Source organism: Gallibacterium faecale, assembly GCF_027920745.1.
Classification (GTDB): Bacteria; Pseudomonadota; Gammaproteobacteria; order Enterobacterales; family Pasteurellaceae; genus Gallibacterium; species Gallibacterium faecale.
Window position 1 is genome coordinate 1 of record NZ_JAQIBB010000076.1, and the last position, 19,742, is coordinate 19,742.

Genomic DNA, 19,742 nt, shown 5'->3' on the forward strand with positions numbered 1-19,742 from the left:
ATTTATCGTAATAAAAAAGAGGGCTTTACCCTCTTTTTTTTTAATCTTCACGCTTAGATACTCTCTTTCTTCTCTTTTTCCTTTTCTAAGTGTTCTCTTTCCGCTATTTTTTTCAACAGATCCTCTATTAGATTTTTTCTTTGTTCTAATAGTTTGGCTAAGTCATTCCAAATACCCGTTGGAATTTTTCTGCCTCCTGATAACCAATATCTAACCCGCCTAGGATCAGACAACCCTAGATCATTTGATAAGTTTGTTTGCCACTGCTCACCATATAGCGCTTTACCGATCAATTTCAATGCATCTATGCCAAAATCTTTATCTTTGTATTCCATATTTTCCCCCTTAAAATTTATTCCTAATAACAGGAACAATATAAAGTAAATACAATATTCTTCAAAATAAAAATATATAAATCTGATTTTCCAAAATCGGTAAAAATTGGAGTTTCTACTCTTTTTGTAAAGCAAGAAATAGAAGGTTATATGGAGAATTTGGTAAAACAAAGATGGGTTAATTTATAGCAATCATTATTAAACATTTAACTCACAACAGCTAAAAAATGCAAAAATAGAAGATGTAGTAGATAAAAAAGTGGTTAATAATCTTTATAAATAATGATTAGCAACCACTTTGTCTACTACACTTTTATATATAAAAATATCTTTTACTAATTAATCTAAATACTCAGTTTATTTCTTCTGTGCTTGTACAGCTGCAACTGCCACCATATTGATAATACGGCGAACAGAAGATACTGGGGTAAGAATATGTGCTGATTTCTTCAAACCCATTAACATCGGTCCCACTGTAATCGCTGTTGTCGTTGCACGTAATAAGTTATAGCTAATACGAGCAGATTCCATACTTGGCATAATTAACAAGTTCGCAGCGCCTTTAATTGGGCTATCTGGCATAATGTTTTTACGCAAGTTTTCTGAAAGTGCAATATCACCATGCATTTCACCATCAACAATTAAATCTGGACGGCGTACCTTCACTAACTCAAGCACTTTACGCATTTTCACTGCATTTTCGCTATCAGATGAGCCATAATTTGAGTTAGACAATAATGCAACTTGAGGTTCAATCCCAAAAGATTGGACTTCTTCTGCTGCCATTAAAGTAATCTCTGCCAATTCTTCTGCTGTTGGGTTTTCATTTACAAAAGTATCTGAAATAAACACATTACCTGTTGGCAATACTAAGCTATTTACAGTCGCTAAAGTATGCACCCCATCTGCAACACCGATGACATCTCGTAATGTTTGAAGATGTTCACGATAGGAGCCAACCAAACCACAAATAATTGCATCAGCTTCACCGCGTTGTACCAAAATAGAAGCAATCGCTGTTCTATCAGTAATTAAGCGGTGTTTTGCAAGAGATGGTGTTACCCCTTTACGTTTCATAATTTCATAATAAGCCTGCCAACATTCTGTATAACGGCTATCTTGCTCATTATTCACAACATCAAAATCCTTGCCCGCTTCGATCTTAAGCCCTAAATTTTTGATTCGTTGTTCAATCACGCTTGGACGACCAATCAAAATCGGATAAGCAATACCTGAGCTACTGATTTCTTGTACTGCGTGCAAGACGCGTGGTTCTTCACCATCTGTCAAAATCACACGTTTTTTATCTAATTTTGCTTGTGCAAAGACTGGTTTCATAAATAAGTTAGTCTTATACACAAATTGTGTAAGTTGATCGATATAAGCATTGAAATCAGTAATTGGTTTTTGTGCAACGCCAGTATCCATTGCTGCTTTTGCTACGGCCGGAGCAATTTTCACAATTAAACGAGGATCAAATGGTTTTGGAATAATATATTCTGCACCAAACGATACTTCACTTTCGCCATAAGCAGAAGAAACCACATCACTTTGTTCTGCAAGAGCTAAATCAGCTATCGCACGAACTGCTGCCAATTTCATTTCTTCATTAATCGTTGTTGCATGAACATCTAACGCACCACGGAAAATGAATGGGAAACAAAGTACATTATTAACTTGGTTCGGGAAATCAGAACGCCCTGTACAAATAATTGCATCTGGACGAGCCGCTTTAGCTACTGGCGGTAAAATTTCTGGGACTGGGTTAGCTAATGCTAAAATTAATGGAGTATCTGCCATCGTTTTCACCATCTCTGGTGTTAATACGCCTGCTTTAGAACAACCTAAGAAAATATCTGCCCCCGGTAAAGCATCCGCTAAAGTACGTGCACCATTATCATCAATTGCATAAACTTGTTTGGTTTCATCAATATGATCGCCACGTCCTTTATACACAACGCCTTTAGAGTCACAGATAGTAATATTTTTACGTTCTATCCCTAATGCCACCATTAAATTTAAGCAGGCAATCGCTGAAGCTCCCGCCCCAGATGCCACTACTTTCACTTTCTTAATATCTTTATTTACAACACGTAATCCATTTAATACTGCTGCGGCACAGATAATAGCTGTACCGTGTTGGTCATCATGGAACACAGGAATTTTCATCCGTTCACGTAATTTTTTCTCAATATAGAAACACTCTGGTGCTTTAATATCTTCAAGGTTAATTCCACCAAAGGTTGGTTCTAATGAAGCGATAATATCGATTAATTTGTCAGGATCGGTCTCATTGATTTCAATATCAAACACATCAATTCCGGCGAATTTTTTGAACAATACGCCCTTTCCTTCCATAACAGGTTTACCGGCTAATGCACCAATATTTCCTAATCCTAATACGGCTGTACCATTTGAAATCACGGCAACTAAATTACCACGAGAGGTATATTTATAAGCATTCGCAGGATCTTTTTCGATCTCTAAACAAGGTTCTGCTACCCCTGGTGAATAAGCCAGTGCGAGATCTTGTTGAGTTGCAAGTGATTTAGTTGGTGTGACTTCGATTTTCCCAGGAATTGGAAATTGATGGAAATCCAAGGCTGCTTGGCGTAGTTTTTCGTCCATAATCTATCCTTAATCTATCATATAAAAAATGATTAATGTGCAAGAGGTTTACCGCTTTACTTATCGTGAAAGGAATAAGAGAAGTTGAGGGCAATCCACCGCTGTGTTCTAACAAGCTCTAATAAAAATCATCAAAGTCTATTTATATTCCATTAATTTACTTGCTGACATCCACTCATATTGTTTGAGCCAGAAAATGGATTTTATTGTTGGAGCAATGCTCCGTACCCTAAAAAATGAGAGAACTCATTAAAAATCCACCCTTTATTATAGTTTCGTTTTTCAGGAAAGCTGTGAGCTATGCCACATTTTGCAAATAATGTTAGAATAATTACTCCAATTTTTTCTGTGACTTAAACAATAATCCTAGTAATAAACATAAATGATGAAACAACGATTAGATAAATTTTTATCCGAATACACTGGACTTTCTCGTTCTCAAGCAACCAAAGCATTACGACAAAACTTAGTTAAAGTGAACAATATGCTCGTTAAAGATGGCGCTTTAAAAGTTTCAACTGATGATCTGATTGAATTTGATGGAGAAACATTAAATTGGATTGAAGGAAATCAATATTTTGTTTTGTATAAACCTGAGGGGTATATCTGTTCACACGATGATGGTGACTATCCAACGGTTTATCAATTTTTTGATTATCCACTCTCTAATCGCTTACATACTGCTGGTCGATTAGATGTTGATACAACTGGGTTAGTATTATTAACAGATGACGGTCAATGGTCACACCGAATTACATCACCCAAGCATCATTGTGAAAAAACTTATTTAGTAACATTAGCCGATCCGATCGAAGATTTTTATCTAGAACAATGTCAGCAAGGCATTCTGTTAAAAGGAGAAAAACAGCCAACTAAGCCAGCACAAATTGAAATAATCGATGATTACAATTTGAATTTAACCTTAATTGAGGGTAAATATCATCAGGTTAAGCGTATGTTTGCTGCCCTAGGAAATAAAGTGGTTGCGCTACATCGTTGGCGTGTTGGGCAAATTATCTTAGATGAACACCTCGCAGAAGGTGAATATCGTTCTTTAACTCACGAGGAAGTTCAATCATTTTTAGAATAACAATAACAAGAGGTTTAAATGGGAAATAAAAAAGTAAGAATTAACTTTATCTTTGTATTAATTTTAGGACTATTGTCCATGATGCCACCACTCGGCATCGATATGTACCTTCCAGCATTTTTAAATATCGCTAAAGATTTAAACGTACCATCTAGTCAAGTCCAATATACTTTAACCATGTTCACTCTCGGAATGGGGGTTGGACAATTAGTCTGGGGACCTATTGCTGATAGTGTTGGACGTAAACCAATCATTCTTTTCGGTTTAATGATTAGTACCATTGCTGCATTAGGGCTAACCCAAATTAATAATATCCATCATTTTATTTGGTTACGCTTATTACAAGGTTTCTTTGGTGCTGCACCTGTGGTGATACTAGGCGCATTATTGCGTGATTTATTTAGTAAAAATGACTTTTCTAAAATGATGTCTTTGGTCACATTAGTGATTATGGTTGCACCTTTATTAGCACCGATTCTTGGGGGCTATATTGTGCAATATTTCCATTGGCATACAATTTTTTATTTGTTAGTGGTCGTTGGGATCACTAGTGGTTTGTTATTCGCATGGCGAATTCCAGAAACTTTAGATAAAGAAAAACGCCAAGCTTTCTCTTTAAGAAATATCTTACATCAATTCTGGAGTGTATTAAGAATCAAAGAAGTAATCGGTTATTTAATTGTTTCTACATTCTCTTTTGCCGGTTTATTCGCTTTCCTCACTTCCGGTTCACTCGTATATATCGATATTTATGGGGTAAAAGTACAAAACTTCGGTTATTTCTTTATGATGAATATTGCTGTTATGGCTACATTTACTGTAATCAATGGCAAAATTGTCGGCAAAGTAGGCGCTGAGCGTATGCTGCAATTTGGCTTAGGTATGCAAGCTGCCGCAGGACTGTGGTTATTCATTGTAGCTGTTTGTGACCTTGGATTCTGGCCTATGGCACTTGGAATTTCTTGGTTTATTGGAATGAATTCTACTATTGGTGCTAATTCAGCCGCACTGATTTTAGAGAAATTCCCGCGGACGGCTGGTACCGCAAATTCAGTATTAGGTACTTTACGTTTTGGCGGAGGTGCAGTTGTGGGATCACTACTCGCTTTAGTGCCAGTAACTAGCGCTATTCCGATGTTAGCGACAATGATTGTCTGTGTATCTGTTGCTGTCTTCGGTTATTGGCTATTTACTTATAGTAATCTCAAATAAATATTATCTATCTAGCAATACAGGTGTTTCTGTATTGCTATTGTCCTATAACATCTACTCTAATCAGCTTTCTATACTAAATTTTCGCCAATTTGATGATCAATTATTCAAATTTGGAGGGAATTTTTCTATCCACACAACCTGTGGATAACTTTGTGGAATACTTTTATTAATTTTCTGTGAGTCCTTGTAGAATAAGGAATTATATTAGTCACAATTAAAATTGTCTGCAAAATAACATTTATTTAAAAATCAATAAGTTATATAAAATCCAGTAAAGATTATATTTTTCTATAAAAAAATAAATAAAAAAAAACTTGACAAAAATAAGTCTGTGCAAAACTTACTATTTTTCAAGCTTTTTATATTTTTTCTTTTTCTTAACAATTAAAAATAATGGAGCATTTTTTGCTCCATTTTTGTTTACTTAAACAACAACTGACTAATAAAATTAATTAAAAAACCACCTATCGATAGCCAGAAGAAAACAATTAAACCAAGAATAAGTGGTTTTGCTCCTGCTTTTTTAATTGCATCAATATGTGTTGTTAATCCTAATGCAGACATCGCCATCATTAATAAAATCGTATCCAACTCGACCAGCCAATGGGTAATGATTTCAGGCACAATCGGGAAAGAATTAATCACAGCAACAATAATGAACCAAACAGCAAACCATGGAATATTAATTTTTCTGGTTTGTGTATCTGATGATGATTCTCGACTTAAAAAATAAGAAAGACCTAATAAAAACGGGGCTAACATCATAACACGAATCATTTTAGTAATCACAGCACTATCTGCTATTTGGTTATTAATATTCTGTCCTGCTGCATAAACTTGAGCAACTTCGTGCACTGTTGATCCAATATAAATTCCAAACTGATACTCACTAATAAATTGATTAAGCCAAGTATGGAATATAGGATAAGTAAACATCGCTATTGTGCCAAAAATTACCACCGTGGCTATTGCAACTGAAACTTTATGCGATTGAGCTTTTACCACAGGTTCAGCTGCCATCACTGCAGCCGCCCCGCAAATACTCGCCCCAGTTGCACATAATAACGTTGTTTCTCTATCAATTTTTAACCATTTCATTCCTAACCAACAGGCAATCAAAAATGTTGATAGCAACATTACAGCATCTGTAGCAATCGCATTAATCCCAACCGAATCAATTTGTTGAAAAGTAATCCGAAAACCATACAGAATAATGCCTGTACGCAATAAAATTCCTTTGGAGAAATTTACCCCTGTTTGGGAAATCTCTGCTATCTTTGGATAAACCGTGTTGCCAACCAACATACCAATTAAGATCGCAAAAGTTAATGCACTAATCCTTAATGATTTCCCAATCCCCAAATAAGTTAAAGTAAATGCAATAGCCGTTACTACACCAGCAAGTAAAACACCTGGTAACAAAGATTTTATTGTCATTTTTCATTTCTCTAATAAATTAATGTTATAAGAAATTATAAATCGTTATATACAGGAATTCTATTGTGGCGAACCGCAATGTTATCTGGCAAGAAATTCAGCTTATGCTGGAACTATGCTAAAATTCACGACCAGCATTTAGATCTCAATAACCTTGTTATGAAAAAAAATAGTAAACCTTTTATTCTTCATTCTGATTTCAAACCTTCTGGTGATCAGCCTGCTGCCATTGCTAAATTAGTAGAAAATTTAAATGATGGCTTAGCCCATCAAACCTTACTTGGTGTAACTGGTTCAGGTAAAACATTTACTATTGCTAATGTCATTGCACAGTTAAATCGTCCTGCCATGATTTTTGCACCCAATAAAACGCTCGCAGCGCAACTCTATGCTGAAATGAAAGCATTTTTCCCAGAAAATGCGGTGGAATATTTCGTGTCTTACTATGATTACTATCAACCTGAGGCCTATGTCCCCGCCAGTGATACTTTTATAGAGAAAGATGCTTCGATTAATGATCAGATTGAACAGATGCGGTTGTCGGCGACTAAATCTTTTTTGGAACGCCGCGATACTATTGTGGTGACCTCCGTTTCTGCTATCTATGGTTTGGGCGATCCTGATTCTTATTTAAAAATGATGCTACATCTGCAAACCGGGGCATTAATCGATCAGCGTCAAATTTTGTCACATCTTGCTGCATTGCAATACACCCGCAATGATCAAGCGTTTCAACGCGGTACTTTCCGTGTTCATGGTGATGTTATTGATATCTTCCCCGCTGAATCTGATGATGTTGCATTACGCGTTGAGCTATTTGATGAAGAAATTGAACGCTTAAGTCTATTTGATCCATTAACAAATCGTTCTTTAGGTGTCGTTCCTCGTTATACCGTTTATCCAAAGACACACTATGTCACACCAAGAGAACGCATCTTAGAAGCTATTGAATTAATTAAACAAGAGTTAGTTCAGCGGCGAGAATACTTTATTAAAGAACATAAATTAGTTGAAGAACAACGGATTACCCAACGTACTCAATTTGATATCGAAATGATGAATGAATTGGGCTATTGCTCTGGCATTGAAAACTACTCTCGCTATTTGTCGGGGCGAAAAGAAGGGGAACCACCACCAACTCTATTTGATTATATTCCGAGTGATGGTTTATTAATTATTGATGAATCACACGTTACTGTTCCACAAATTGGTGGGATGTATCGTGGCGACCGTTCTCGCAAAGAAACCTTAGTAGAATACGGTTTTCGCCTCCCCTCTGCTTTAGATAATCGTCCACTTCGTTTTGAAGAGTTTGAACGCTTAGCACCACAGACAATTTATGTTTCTGCTACGCCAGGCCCTTATGAATTAGAAAAATCAGGCGATGAAATTATCGATCAAGTCGTTCGTCCAACTGGATTATTAGATCCTGAAATTGAAGTTCGCCCAGTTTCTACACAAGTTGATGATTTATTATCCGAAATCCGTCTGCGGGTGGATAAAAATGAACGTGTACTCGTTACCACATTAACGAAAAAAATGGCTGAAGATCTTACCGATTACTTAGCTGAACATGGTGTATTAGTTCGTTATTTACATTCAGACATTGATACTGTTGAACGGGTAGAAATTATTCGAGATTTACGTGCAGGTGAATTTGATGTTTTAGTTGGTATTAACTTGTTACGTGAAGGATTAGATATGCCAGAAGTATCGCTCGTTGCTATTCTTGATGCGGATAAAGAAGGCTTCTTGCGTTCAGAGCGTTCATTAATTCAAACTATTGGTCGCGCGGCACGTAACTTACACGGTAAAGCCATTCTTTACGCTGATCATATTACCCCATCAATGCAACGTGCGATTGATGAAACCGAACGCCGCCGTCAAAAACAACAAGCTTATAATGAAGCACACGGCATTGTGCCAAAAGCGCTCAATAAGAAGATTGGCGAAATCTTAGATATTGGTCAAAGCTCTAATCCTAAAGGGAAAAAACAACGGATTGCCAAAGCCTCAGAACCAACCGCTACTTATCTCCCTGTGGATAATGCGAAAGAGTTACAAAAAGAAATTAAGCGCCTTGAACAGCAAATGTATAAATTTGCCCAAGATCTGGAATTTGAAAAAGCGGCACAAACTCGAGATCAATTACATGCGTTACGAGAACGTTTTATGCAATTACAAGGAGATTAATCGTTATAATCTCTAATATTAGGCAGAAAATTTTCTGCCTATTTTTTCACCAAACAAATGTATAGAATAAATATTCTTTTATCTTAAGTGAGCAAGATAAACAGATACTCTTTTTCAAATCATTTCAAGCCTTTTATCTTTTAGGATTTCAATATTTCTACCTAGATCACAAAATGAAATAAATTTTTTATTTAAATAAAAAGATGAATTGAAATTTTCATTTTGCAATAGTATGTTACACCTCAATCACAATCCTACAATACCACCATACCTAATAAACCATTTAGATATGATTGTTGAACAGTAGATATCCGTACACCTTGGTGAAAAAAAGGAGATAAACATGGACAAAGTAAGAATCGGTTTAGTTGGTACTGGCTATATTGGCCGTTGCCACGCTATTGCTTATGCACAATTACCAACCGTCTTTAACTTACAAGGTAAAGTAGAGTTGGAATACCTTGCTGAAGTGACACCTGAATTAGCTGCACAACGTGCAAAAGAATTCGGTTTCCGCCGTTCAACTGCAAATTGGCAGGAATTAGTTGCCGATCCAAATGTTGATGTCGTTGATATTTGTACACCAAATTTCTTACACAAAGAGATTGCCCTTGCCGCAATCCAACACGGCAAAACTGTCTATTCTGAAAAACCACTTGCATTAACAGCCGCAGAAGCGAAACAGATGTATCTTGCAGCTAAGCAAGCTGGAGTGAAAACACTTGTTGGTTTTAACTATGCTAAAAATCCAACTAGCCAATTAGCTCGTGAAATTATTGCTAGTGGTGAAATTGGTGATGTCATTCATTTCTATGGTACTCATAATGAAGATTATCTCGCTAATCCAAATACACCAATTGATTGGCATTGTTATCGTCATTTAGCAGGATTAGGTACGCTTGGCGATCTAGCTGCCCATATTGTACATATGGCGGAATATTTACTTGGTTCAGAAATCCACGAAGTTTGTGGTGATATGCAAACTGTGATTAAACAGCGTCCAGATCCAAAAGACCCTAATAAACTTTGTGAGGTTGAAAATGAAGATCAAGCCAGTGCATTAGTTCGCTTTGCTAATGGTGCGATGGGAACGATTGAATCTTCTCGAATCGCTTCAGGTAGAAAAATGGGACTCACTTATGTGGTAACTGGAACGAAAGGTACACTGAGTTTCACTCAAGAAAGAATGGCAGAATTACAGCTTTACCTTCATGCTGATGCCTCTAATCGTCAAGGTTTTAAAACTATTTTAACTGGTCCAGAACATCCTGATTATCGCCCATTCTGCATTAGTGCTGGTCATGGTATCGGTTTTAATGATCAAAAAGCAGTCGAAGTAAGAGATCTTGTGGAAGGACTTCTTTATAACAAACCAATTACCCCTGATTTCTATGTTGGTTATCACGTTTCTCAAGTATTAGAAGCGATTGCCCAATCAGCACAAACGAAATCATGGGTAACGGTAACAGAAATTTAATTATTTATATTTTGTATTGTCATAGCATTTTGCTATGAATGAAATGTAGGGAGAAAATGATGTTTGCTTTTATTTCATTTATCGCATTTACCGCTTTTGTTGCAGGTTATGCCTATTATAAAACACGAAATGCTCACTTAACGGAATCCGCTGAAGGCTATTTCCTTGGTGGCCGTTCATTGACTGGGATTTATATCGGTTCATCCATGCTATTAATGAATCTATCAACTGAACATTTAGTTGGTTTAAATGGCTTATCATTCCGCACAGGATTTATCGTTATGGCATGGGAAGTTATGGCGGCAATGACCATTGTTTTATTTGCAATTTTCTTCCTACCTCGTTATTTGAAACTCGGTATCTCCAGTATTCCTGAATATTTAGAAAATCGTTTTGACAAACAAACGCTCACAATTACTTCTATTTTATTCTTAGGTTTATATGTTATTTCATTGCTACCAATCGTTCTTTACACTGGTGCAATTGCCTTAGAAAACTTATTCCAAGTATCTAATGTATTCCATCTTGATCGCTCAACTGCCTTACTAATTATGGTATGGGGCGTAGGTGCTATCGGTGCGATTTATGCAGTTTTTGGTGGAATCAAAGCAATCGCTATTGCGGATACATTAAACGGTGTAGGCTTAATTGTAGGTGGTTTAACTGTTACCCTATTTGCTCTAGGTTATGTTGGTGATGGCAATGTTTGGTCTGGTTTAGTTGAAGTCTTTGAATCTCATCCAGAAAAATTCAATTCTATTGGCGCAGAAGATTCACTAGTGCCGTTCTCAACACTATTCACTGGATTAATTGTTTCTAATATGTTCTTCTGGTGTACCAACCAATCTATCGTACAAAAAGCGTTAGGTGCGAAAAACCTTGCTGAAGGACAAAAAGGGGTTTTCCTTTGTGCATTCTTTAAATTATTAATCCCAAGTATCATTATTTTACCGGGTATCATTGCGTATCATATCTTTAATGGACAAATGGATAATCCAGATAACGCTTACCCACGTTTAGTCCAACTCGTATTACCTGATTTATTAGTAGGCTTCTTTGCCGCAGTAGTCGTAGGAGCTGTATTCTCAACCTTTAGTGGTGCCCTCAATTCATCAGTTACCTTATTCACAGTTAATATTTACAAAAAATCGTTAAATCCAAAAGCATCTGAAACACAAGTCGTTAGAGTAGGAAAAATTCTTGGTTTAACCTTAGCTATTATTGCGATGGTTGCGGCACCATTAGTTGCAAACAGCAGTGATGGTTTATTCTATCTTATTCAACAATTACAAGGGATGTTTAATGCACCAATTCTTAGTGTGGTATTAGTTGGCTTATTAACCAAACGTGTACCTGCTATTGCTGCAAAACTAGGCTTACTCTTCGGTATGAGTGCATATATTATCTTTAACTTTATTATCAAAGTTGATATTCACTTCTTCCATTTAATTGGCTTACTCTTTGTAGCAAACATTATCTTTATGTTGACTGTTGGTTACTTCTACCCTCGTCAAACAGACTATCAAGAAGTCTATACTGAACAAGTTGATATTCAACCTTGGTCACTTACAAAACCGGTTGCAGTATTAATTACCCTAGCGTCTATCTCAATGTACACATTCTTAGCACAAAATGTTGCTGGCTGGGTAATGCCAACCTACTATGTTGTGGCGGTTGCTGCGATTGGGTATGTATTATGGTCAATTATGCAAGCGTTACGTTATACTAAAGCTTCTGGTGCTGTATAATTGCAATTCATTGATTAGTAAAGAAATAAACCGCTAGCCTTAGCGGTTTATTTTATCTAAAGGGTTATTCCTATGACAGAATCATCACTTTTGCCAAATATTGTTAATTTTTTATCTAATATCCACCCTTTTGACTTGCTTCCCGCTGATGATCAAAAAGCCCTCGCTGGTGCTGTTGATATTTTATATTTAATGAAAGATCAAACTTTGGCTCAAGAACAACTTGTGGGTAAAGGGTTATTTATCATTCGTTCTGGCGCAGTTGAGCAGCGTTTACCTTCTGGTGAATTAAGGGCAAGGTTAAGTGATGAAGATCTATTTGGTTTTAGTCAATTAGATCAAGAAGGTATCGGTGATTATCATGTCACTGCTATAGAAAATACTCTTTTATACCGAATTCCAAAAACTAAGTTATATCAATTAATTGAGCATAATCCTGCTATCCGTAACCATTTTGCCGCACAAGAAGGGGTTCGCTTAGCACAATCATCTACCAAATCCTTTGCGGAAGAAGCGCTTTATTTAAAAACGGTTGAAAGTGTTATGAATCGACAAATGGCGATTGTTTCGCCAGATTGTTCCATTCAAGATACCGCAAAAATTATGGTTAAAATGCACCGTTCTAGTGCCTTAATTATGCAAGAACAACAATTACTTGGCATTATTACTGACCGAGATATTACTAAGCGAGTAGTTGCTGAAGGCGTTGAAATCACCCAACCAATTCATCTCGTTATGACAAAACAGCCAAAAGTCATTGAGAAAAATGCGTTGTTAATTGAAGCAGTTGAGATGATGATGCAGCATAATGTACGAAGCCTACCTGTTATTGATGGTAACCAAATCATTGGTGTTTTAACTGCTACCAGTTTAGTGGAAAGAAGCAAAGTACAAGCTGTTTACCTGATTAGTCGGATTTATCGCCAAGAATCCTTAGAAGAATTGATTGCTTTAGTACCACAAAAACAAGCAGTTTTTCTCACTTTGCAAAAAGCAGGCACCCATGCTCAAGTTATCCAGCATATGCTTAGCTTAATTGCAGATGCTTTCACTAAACGTCTATTACAACTTGCAGAACGTGAGTTTGGTCCACCGCCGATGCAATACGCTTGGTTTGTTATTGGTTCTCACGCTCGACAAGAGATGCACTTTAATTCTGATCAAGATAGCGGATTAATTCTAGAACGCTCACCAACACCTTTAGAACAGGATTATTTTCAACGTCTAAGCCAATTTGTTTGTCATGGATTAGCACAATGTGGATACCCATTGTGTGAAGGAGAAATGATGGCTAATCAAGCAAAATGGTCTGTTGAGTTAGCAAAATGGAAAGAATACTACCGTCAATGGATTTATAACCCTGATCCTCAAGCACTCTTAGACGTTAGTGTTTATTTAGATATTCGTTTTCTATTTGGTGAAGAATCTCTCGTCCAACGTTTACAAGAAACAATTCTATTGCATATCAAAGGCAATCAACGCTTTCTTGCATTCTTAATTGCTAATTCATTAAGAGTTAATCCGCCATTAGGGCTATTTAGACAATTTGTTTTAGCCAAAAATGGGGCTAACCAGAAAGTGTTTAATATTAAAAAGCAAGCAATTAATCTTATCGTGGAATTAGCCAGAGTCTATGCTTTAGCGTCTAATAGCTTAACTACCAACACGATGGAACGGCTAAAAATCGCCAGTCAAGCACAAGTGATTAGCGAAACAAGTCAGCAGGAACTCTACGAAACTTTATCTTTTATTAGCCAAGTACGCTTATCACATCAACAACAAGCATTATTACAACACCAACCGTTAAGTAATGAGATTGAGCCGACTTCGCTCACTCCTTTTGAACGTAATCATTTAAAAGATGCGTTTCGTATTATTGCCCGTTATCAGGAAGCAGCACAACTACGTTTTAATGCAAAAGGTTTACTACGATGATTTGGCATTTTTGGCAAGATAGCCTACAAAAACTAGAAAAACAAAGACAACAAGCACTAGGTTCCTCTAATTTACCCAAATTAGCGTTATCTCTTTATCAATGTCCGATCCCTAATGGCGACATTCCGTTATCCCAGCTCTCTTTAGTTGCTCTAGATTTTGAAACATCTGGACTAGATATCGCCCAAGATAGAATTCTCTCGGTGGGGACGGTCGAAATAAATCAACAGGTTCTCTCTTTATCTACCTCACAGCATTATTATTTATCTTCTGCTGGTGATGCGATAAAACCTGAAACGGCTATTATCAATCATGTTCGCCCCGAAGTATTAACTTTAGGGCTAAGTGAAGAAGAGTGTTTACAGCGTCTTATTCCTTATTTGGCAGGGAAAGTTGTCATCGCACATTGCGCTTCTATTGAAAAAAATTTCTTAAAGAAAGCACTTCAATTACCTGCTAATTTGCCATTACCTTTAGTCTTCTTAGATACGCTTTGCTTGGCTCGCTCACTATCTGAATATTGGGGACAAGCTAATCCTGATCTACGATTAGCCCAAATTCGCCAACAGAAAGGATTACCCGCCTATCTGGCACATAATGCCATTGCTGATGCGATTGCAACAGGAGAACTCTTCCTTGCGTTGGTTGCTGAAATCTTTCCTAATCAAGAAGTCACTTTAAAACAGGTCGTGAAACAATGTTCTGCTACAAGATAACAAAATTTTCCAAAAGAGAGAAAAAATGAAAATTTAATTTTCTAGAAAAGATTGCGGTTCATTGTTAAAAAATTTTTATGTAACCAATTTTTCACTATCTTGTTCTTATTTTTATCCTATTCCCCTCTCAATAGCCCAACTATAAAAAACACTCTAAATAAACATAACCAATTAAAAAACAAAATAAAAAATAGAAAAGATTAAAATAGATAAACTAAATTAAATATCCCACTTCAAAAATTTTTTCATAAAAAATGAGAGATATTTCACAATTCATTAACTTCATCATTGTCATAAAAATGGCTTAATGTTATACATAGCACCAGATAATTTATTTCAAATTATCAGAATTTGGAATTTATATTCTTTCATTGACGTCTTTGTAGAATATAGTTGTATTTCCATCGTGATTAATTCAACTGAAAAAGGCTAATCTTATGATGAAAAAAACATTATTAACTCTTCTATGTAGTGGTGTGCTACTTACTTCCCAAGCGGTAACGGCAAAAACTTATGTTATCGGGGCGCCAATGAACTCTTTTGCCGATAAATGGCAAACTTACCTCCAAGATGCGATTCGTGATTTTGATGCTAAACATGATGATGTTGAATTTAAACTTGCTGATGCAAATGCTGACTCAGCAAAACAATTAAGTGATGTCGAAACCTTTATTGACCAAAAAGTAGATGCTTTATTGGTTGTTCCTAATGATCCTAATATTGTTAAAGCTATAGGCCGCAAAGCGAAAAATGCAGGCATTCCATTAATCATTGTAAACCGTCGTCCAAATGAAGATGATCTGAATAAATATGTAACCAGCTTTGTAGGTTCAGACGAAATTGAAGGTGGTCGTATCCAAGGTAATTTTATCGTTAATACTCTTGGCGATAAAAAAGGTGAAGCACTTATCTTATTAGGTCCTTTGGGGCAAGATGCGGTAACAAAACGTACTGAAGGAAATAAAGACGTATTTAAAGATCACAAAAACATTACTATCGTTGCTGAACAAGAAGGTAAATGGGAACGTGATAGAGGCTTAGCGATTGCAGAAAATGTTTTATCTGGTCAAAAATCTATCAACGTTGTTGTAAGTAATAACGATGAAATGGCAATTGGTGCCGTACTCGCTTCACGTAAACTTGGTATCAAAGATGAAGATATTCTAATTGTTGGCTTAGATGCTACACCAGATGCATTAGAATATTTAGGTAAAGGTTTAGATGCTACTGTATTCCAATCAGCTCAAGGACAAGGTTTCACTGGTGCTGAAACTGCTTACCGTGCAGCGAAAGGCGAAAAAGTAGAAAAAATTAAATGGGTTCCATTTGAATTGGTAACGCCAGATAAGAAAGAAGAATATAAAGCAAGATATAAATAATTATCTAATACTAAAGGACGGTACTTCCGTCCTTTTCTCAAAACTCACTATCCTCATTACTAAAGGAATGACTTATGATTAAAAAGATCTTTATATTCATTATAGGCTGTTTAGTCATACCAACTTTATCTGCAAAAACAATAAACATAGGCATCACTATGTACAGTTTATCTGATAAATATCCTACTTATGTTCAAGATGCTATGAAAAAATTTGCTGAGGAACACTCAGAGCTAAAATTACGTTTTGCAGATGCAAATGGCGACCCAACAAAAATGCTTAATGATGTAGAAAATTTTATTGATTCTAATGTAGATGCCATTGTTGCAATGCCAACTGATCCAAAAATTGTAAAAGCAATCGGATTAAAAGCCCAAAAAGCCAAAATACCTTTTATTGTTGTTACTGTAAAACCTAACGAAGAAGACATGAAATATCTTACAAGTTATGTTGGTTCAGAAGAAATTGTAAGCGGTGAAATGCAAGGTAAATTTGTTGTTGATGCATTAAATGGTAAAGCTGCAAATACCATTATACTGCTTGGTCCACTAGGTTTAGATGCCCAAATTAAACGTACGGAAGGTAATAAAAATATTTTAAGTAAACATCCTGAAATAAAAGTTGTCGCTGAGCAAGAAGCTAAATGGGATCGTGCTAAAGCTATAGAAGTTTCAGAAAATTTATTACTAGCCAATAAGAATGTTAATGTCATTCTTGCAAATAATGATGAAATGGCAATCGGTGCTTTATTAGCTGCAAAAAAACTAGGTTTCAAAGATCAAGATCTCCTTATAGTTGGTATTGATGCTACACCTGATGCCTTAGAATATTTAGGTAATGGACTAGACGCAACTATCTACCAATCAGCCTCAGGTCAAGGAAGAACTAGTATTGAAATGGCTTATAAATCAGTAATAGGAGAACAAGTACCTTTATACAATTGGATTCCTTTTGAATTAGTTACCCCTAATAACAAAGAACAATATCTCAATAAATATAAAGAATAATTATTCCTCATATTAAGGAGTTCTAAATGGATTCATTAACCCATACCCCTTATATCTTAGAAATGCGTAATGTTTCAAAAACATTCCCCGGGGTAAAAGCACTAGATGGTATTAACTTAAAAGTTAAAAAAGGCAGCGTTCATGCATTAATGGGAGAAAACGGTGCCGGCAAATCAACTTTAATGAAAATTCTTTACGGTATTTATACACCTGATGATGGTGGCGAACTTATTTTAAATGGTAAACCATTTAGTCCATCTCGCCCAATTGATGCGATCCGTAAAGGTTTAACTATGGTACCTCAAGAAATTTCACCTGCTGCTAATCTCACTATTGCCGATAACTTCTATCTTGGTCGAGAACTTACCAAAGGAAAATTTTTCTTAAATCAGAAAGAAATGGATGAAAAAGCAGCAAAAATCTTGGAGGGTCTTGGTATCCCAATGGATGTGACCGTCAAAATGTCAGAAGTGTCTGTGGCAAAAGCACAGTTAGTTGCGATTGCGACTGCTGTATCAAATAATGCCAAAGTTATCATTATGGACGAGCCAACCACTGCATTGACTGAAACTGAAGTTGAACAGTTATACAAAATTATTGAAACCGTTAAAAGCCATGGTATTGCCATCATCTTTATTTCACATAAGTTAGATGAAGTCTTTAAAGTCTCTGATGAAATTACCGTGATTCGTGATGGTCAATACATTGGTACTAAACCCGCCTCTGAGGTGACAAAAGAAGAACTCATTTCTATGATGGTTGGGCGTGATATGTCTGAAATGTTCCAACGTGAACGCATTACAATTTCTGATGAAATTATCTTAGAAGTGAAGAATTTAACCAAAGCAGGTAAATATAAAGATGTTAGTTTCCAAGTACGTAAAGGTGAGATCTTTGGTATTGCAGGATTAGTTGGCGCTGGTCGTTCAGAAATTGTTGAAGGACTTTTTGGTTATAAACCAGCTGATAGCGGAGAAATTTATATTCACGGGCAAAAAGCTGAAATTAAAACGCCACTTGATGCAATGAAATATAAAATTGGTTTCGTTACAGAAGATCGAAAACTCACCGGATTATTTCTTAACTTAGGTATTACAGACAATATGATTATGCCTAAGATGTCCCCTTATCTCGAAAATTTCCTAATTTCTGTTACTAAAGCACAAAAAACAGCACTTCAACAAAAAGAGAAATTAAAAATTAAAGCACCTAATGTTGAAGTTATCACCAATAACCTTTCTGGCGGTAATCAACAAAAGGTTCTCTTAGCTCGGTGGTTGTTACTTGAACCAGATATTTTAATTCTTGATGAACCAACAAAAGGTATTGATGTTGGCGCAAAAGCTGAGCTTTATAAATTGATGGTTGAGTTAGCTAAACAAGGCAAAACAATCATTATGATTACATCTGATATGTTGGAATTACTTTCTATGAGTGATCGAGTCATGGTAATGCATGAAGGGCATCAAGTAGGAATTATTCCCCAACAAGAATTAACCCAAGAACGAGTGCTCGAATTAGCCTCTGGTTTAACACATAACTAAAATTTAATTACGTATGAGGAATTTATTATGTCGAACGATGCCGTAAAAAAAATGCTAAATGCCTATGGAATGGTGTTTATTTTAATTGCCCTCTTTTTAGTTTTATCTGTATCCATTGATGGCTTTTTCTCTGCACGCACTGTTTGGAGTATTATTGAGCAAGTATCTATGTTCGGTATTATTGCTATCGGAGTAACTTTTGCCATTGTCACCACTGGTATTGATTTATCATCTGGCTCTATGGTAGCTTTCACATCTGTTGTCGCTGCTTCTATTGTTACAGGTGGCGATAGTGTAAGTGCTGCTTTTCTCGCCTTTGCCTTATCTATTGCTTTAGGCGCATTGCTAGGTGCTATTAACGGTGGTTTAACAGCGATAGGTTCAATCCCACCATTTATTGCAACATTAGGTATGATGATTATCGCTCGTGGTGCAGCACAGCTCTACTCTGATGGTCGTCCTATTGATGCTTCTTCTGAAGCCTTTACTTGGATTTCTGATGTAAGTGTTTTTGGATTACCAGGCTTAGTCATTCTTTATATTGTTGTTGTCGTGGCTGCCCATATTCTGCTTAGTCGTTCAACGTTTGGTCGCCATGTCTATGCAGTGGGTGGTAACCTTAATGCAGCTAAAATTTGTGGAATTAATACAACTAAAACTTTAATTTGGGTTTATGTTCTTGCTGGTGCTTTATCAGGTTTAGCAGGAGCAATGTTAGCTGCTCGTACATATGCAGGTAACCCATCTTATGGTTTATCTTGGGAGTTAGATGCGATTGCCGCCGCCGTTATTGGTGGAGTGTCATTAAGTGGTGGTATTGGTACCATTCCAATGTGTGTAATTGGTGCGTTAATTATTGGTACTACTAATAAAGGCTTAAATATGCTTGGCGTTGACCCTTACTGGCAACAAATTGTAAAAGGTTTAATTATTGTTGTTGCAGTATTAATCGACACATTAAAACGCCGCAAAAAAGGAAGTTAATTAATTCCAGTTATACCTTAATTTAGATAAAAAATAGCGGTTATTTTGATTTAA

Annotated in this window: 14 protein-coding genes; 11 read left to right on the top strand and 3 right to left on the bottom strand. The window is 36.2% G+C overall.

Going from position 1 to position 19,742, the window contains the following annotated elements:
- Positions 1-53: 53 nt before the first annotated feature.
- Together PF272_RS08705 and PF272_RS08710 are read right to left on the bottom strand one after the other, a co-directional pair.
- Positions 54-335, bottom strand: coding sequence for a hypothetical protein (locus PF272_RS08705; protein ID WP_271142442.1), 282 nt, complete (start codon positions 333-335; stop codon positions 54-56).
- 357 nt (positions 336-692) lie between these two features.
- Positions 693-2,963, bottom strand: a complete 2,271-nt coding sequence (locus PF272_RS08710) for an NADP-dependent malic enzyme (RefSeq protein WP_271142443.1) — start codon at positions 2,961-2,963, stop codon at positions 693-695.
- A gap of 385 nt (positions 2,964-3,348) precedes the next feature.
- Here PF272_RS08710 and rsuA point away from each other — a divergent pair, with 385 nt between their 5' ends.
- Positions 3,349-4,053 (top strand): 16S rRNA pseudouridine(516) synthase RsuA, encoded by a 705-nt coding sequence (gene rsuA / locus PF272_RS08715; RefSeq protein ID WP_271142452.1) that lies wholly within the window; start codon positions 3,349-3,351, stop codon positions 4,051-4,053.
- 18 nt (positions 4,054-4,071) lie between these two features.
- Positions 4,072-5,265 (top strand): Bcr/CflA family multidrug efflux MFS transporter, encoded by a 1,194-nt coding sequence (locus PF272_RS08720; protein WP_271142444.1) that lies wholly within the window; start codon positions 4,072-4,074, stop codon positions 5,263-5,265.
- Positions 5,266-5,688: 423 nt separating this feature from the next.
- Here PF272_RS08720 and PF272_RS08725 read toward each other — a convergent pair whose 3' ends face one another.
- Positions 5,689-6,705, bottom strand: a complete 1,017-nt coding sequence (locus tag PF272_RS08725; protein ID WP_271142445.1) for a YeiH family protein — start codon at positions 6,703-6,705, stop codon at positions 5,689-5,691.
- Between the two features lie 159 nt (positions 6,706-6,864).
- Between PF272_RS08725 and uvrB the strand changes: the two genes are divergently transcribed.
- From uvrB to PF272_RS08770, 9 genes are all read left to right on the top strand, one after another.
- Positions 6,865-8,898 carry an excinuclease ABC subunit UvrB gene (gene uvrB, locus PF272_RS08730; RefSeq protein ID WP_271142453.1) on the top strand — a complete coding sequence of 678 codons (2,034 nt, stop codon included), beginning with the start codon at positions 6,865-6,867 and terminating at the stop codon, positions 8,896-8,898.
- A 343-nt stretch (positions 8,899-9,241) separates the two neighbouring features.
- Entirely contained in the window at positions 9,242-10,375 is a 1,134-nt protein-coding gene (locus PF272_RS08735) for a Gfo/Idh/MocA family protein (protein ID WP_271142446.1), read from the top strand.
- A gap of 56 nt (positions 10,376-10,431) precedes the next feature.
- Positions 10,432-12,123, top strand: a complete 1,692-nt coding sequence (locus tag PF272_RS08740; protein WP_271142447.1) for a solute:sodium symporter family transporter — start codon at positions 10,432-10,434, stop codon at positions 12,121-12,123.
- 72 nt (positions 12,124-12,195) lie between these two features.
- Positions 12,196-14,058, top strand: coding sequence for a DUF294 nucleotidyltransferase-like domain-containing protein (locus PF272_RS08745; RefSeq protein ID WP_065237932.1), 1,863 nt, complete (start codon positions 12,196-12,198; stop codon positions 14,056-14,058).
- Positions 14,055-14,774, top strand: a complete 720-nt coding sequence (locus PF272_RS08750) for an exonuclease domain-containing protein (protein ID WP_271142448.1) — start codon at positions 14,055-14,057, stop codon at positions 14,772-14,774. The genes PF272_RS08745 and PF272_RS08750 overlap by 4 nt, the downstream gene beginning before the upstream one ends.
- Before the next feature lie 440 nt (positions 14,775-15,214).
- Complete coding sequence (locus PF272_RS08755; RefSeq protein WP_065234608.1) at positions 15,215-16,153, top strand: substrate-binding domain-containing protein; 939 nt, start codon at positions 15,215-15,217, stop codon at positions 16,151-16,153.
- Between the two features lie 74 nt (positions 16,154-16,227).
- Positions 16,228-17,160: a sugar ABC transporter substrate-binding protein gene (locus PF272_RS08760; RefSeq protein ID WP_271142449.1), complete on the top strand. Its 933-nt coding sequence runs from the start codon at positions 16,228-16,230 to the stop codon at positions 17,158-17,160.
- A 26-nt stretch (positions 17,161-17,186) separates the two neighbouring features.
- Positions 17,187-18,704 carry a sugar ABC transporter ATP-binding protein gene (locus PF272_RS08765; RefSeq protein ID WP_271142450.1) on the top strand — a complete coding sequence of 506 codons (1,518 nt, stop codon included), beginning with the start codon at positions 17,187-17,189 and terminating at the stop codon, positions 18,702-18,704.
- A 27-nt stretch (positions 18,705-18,731) separates the two neighbouring features.
- On the top strand, positions 18,732-19,688 hold the full coding sequence (locus tag PF272_RS08770; protein WP_271142451.1) for an ABC transporter permease: 957 nt from the start codon (positions 18,732-18,734) through the stop codon (positions 19,686-19,688).
- Positions 19,689-19,742 lie beyond the last annotated feature (54 nt).

Coding starts and splice junctions, on each gene's coding strand:
- PF272_RS08705 (WP_271142442.1), bottom strand. CDS start 335: ATGGAATACAAAGATAAAGATTTTGGCATAGATGCATTGAAATTGATC.
- PF272_RS08710 (WP_271142443.1), bottom strand. CDS start 2,963: ATGGACGAAAAACTACGCCAAGCAGCCTTGGATTTCCATCAATTTCCA.
- rsuA (WP_271142452.1), top strand. CDS start 3,349: ATGAAACAACGATTAGATAAATTTTTATCCGAATACACTGGACTTTCT.
- PF272_RS08720 (WP_271142444.1), top strand. CDS start 4,072: ATGGGAAATAAAAAAGTAAGAATTAACTTTATCTTTGTATTAATTTTA.
- PF272_RS08725 (WP_271142445.1), bottom strand. CDS start 6,705: ATGACAATAAAATCTTTGTTACCAGGTGTTTTACTTGCTGGTGTAGTA.
- uvrB (WP_271142453.1), top strand. CDS start 6,865: ATGAAAAAAAATAGTAAACCTTTTATTCTTCATTCTGATTTCAAACCT.
- PF272_RS08735 (WP_271142446.1), top strand. CDS start 9,242: ATGGACAAAGTAAGAATCGGTTTAGTTGGTACTGGCTATATTGGCCGT.
- PF272_RS08740 (WP_271142447.1), top strand. CDS start 10,432: ATGATGTTTGCTTTTATTTCATTTATCGCATTTACCGCTTTTGTTGCA.
- PF272_RS08745 (WP_065237932.1), top strand. CDS start 12,196: ATGACAGAATCATCACTTTTGCCAAATATTGTTAATTTTTTATCTAAT.
- PF272_RS08750 (WP_271142448.1), top strand. CDS start 14,055: ATGATTTGGCATTTTTGGCAAGATAGCCTACAAAAACTAGAAAAACAA.
- PF272_RS08755 (WP_065234608.1), top strand. CDS start 15,215: ATGAAAAAAACATTATTAACTCTTCTATGTAGTGGTGTGCTACTTACT.
- PF272_RS08760 (WP_271142449.1), top strand. CDS start 16,228: ATGATTAAAAAGATCTTTATATTCATTATAGGCTGTTTAGTCATACCA.
- PF272_RS08765 (WP_271142450.1), top strand. CDS start 17,187: ATGGATTCATTAACCCATACCCCTTATATCTTAGAAATGCGTAATGTT.
- PF272_RS08770 (WP_271142451.1), top strand. CDS start 18,732: ATGTCGAACGATGCCGTAAAAAAAATGCTAAATGCCTATGGAATGGTG.